1 protein-coding gene and 1 riboswitch are annotated in these 1,160 nt (G+C 78.3%); the gene reads right to left on the bottom strand.

Annotated elements, in window-relative coordinates:
* Nucleotides 1-737 (bottom strand): coiled-coil domain-containing protein (locus E9565_RS21850; protein ID WP_374201754.1); only part of this gene is annotated, 737 nt, incomplete at its 3' end.
* Between the two features lie 14 nt (nt 738-751).
* A riboswitch (cyclic di-AMP (ydaO/yuaA leader) is annotated at nt 752-906 on the bottom strand.
* Between the last annotated feature and the right edge of the window lie 254 nt (nt 907-1,160).

The following is a 1,160-nucleotide window of genomic DNA, read 5'->3' as shown; positions in this document are numbered from 1 at the left end:
GAGGAGGCCGCCGCCGCGGCGGCGGGCGCCGGGGCTGCCTGCGGGGCCGGTGCCGCGCCGGGGCCCGGCGCCGCCTCCGCGGCGGCGGCCTCCTCGGCCGCGTGCCGCTCGGCGGCGGCGCGCGAGGCGCGCTGCTCCTCGGCGTTCAGCCGCTCGTACTGCGCCTGGTAGGAGGCGATCTGCTCGTCGAGCCGCGCCCGCTGGGCCTCGACGCGATCGACCTGCGCCTGCGCCTCGGCGGCGGCCTCCTCGGCGGCCACCCGCGCCCGCTCGGCGTCCTCCCCGGCGCTCCGGGCCTCGCCGAGCACGCCGTTGTTGTGGGCCGCGATGGTGTCGAGCAGCCCCACCCGGTCCACCAGGTCGCCGGCCGACTCGCTGGTCAGCACGGCCTCGAGGGTGCCGAGCCCCTCGCCGGTGTACGCGCTGCGGGCCACGGTCCGGACCCGGTCCTGCGCCTCGGCCAGCGCCGCCTGCGCGGCGGACAGCTCCTCGGCGGCGGCGTCGGCGGCCGCCTGCGTCGCGGCGAGCTGCTCGCGGGTCTCGTTGAAGCGCTCGGTGAGCACCTCCAGGTCGTGCGCGCGGGCGGCGATCAGCTCCGCGGCCTCCTGGGAGGTGGCCGGCTCCGGATCGGCGGAGGCGGGGAGCGGGGTCAGGGCGACAGCGCCGGCGGCCACGAGGGCCAGCAGGGCCCGCCGTCCGGTGATCCGGCGGTGGGCAGGGCTGAGCGAACTCGCCATCTTCGGCGGGTGGTCCTTTCTTCCGTGGCCGCCTACCGGGTTAGCTGACGGGTTCGGGCGGGAAGGCGCCCGGCGGCCTGCGGCCCGTGCGGGCCGGTCGACCGCTTCACCCCGGGTGGTGCGTGTGGTTCCCCGGTCCGGTGCCGGACGGATCCGGCGGGTGGTTCGGCGGCGTCCGGGCGGTTGTCACCGGTTTCAGCGACGGACGGGTCCGTCCGGACGGGCTCACGGTAGGGGGCGGGACGGCGCTCCACCATGCCTGGGGACGACTTCGTCCTGGATCGTCGCCCTACGCCTCGCAGCCGCTCACGCCTCGTCACCGGCGCGCCGCGACACGCCCTCAGCCGGCTGACGTGAGGTCGACCACGGCCCCGACGACCCAGACGGCGGGGGGGCGGACGGCGTGCTCGGTGAGGGTGGCGG

The sequence above is a fragment of the Blastococcus sp. KM273129 genome, from assembly GCF_021698995.1.
Lineage (GTDB): Bacteria > Actinomycetota > Actinomycetes > Mycobacteriales > Geodermatophilaceae > Blastococcus.
Note: the sequence above shows the minus strand (reverse complement) of the source record. Positions and strands in the feature narration are given on the sequence as shown.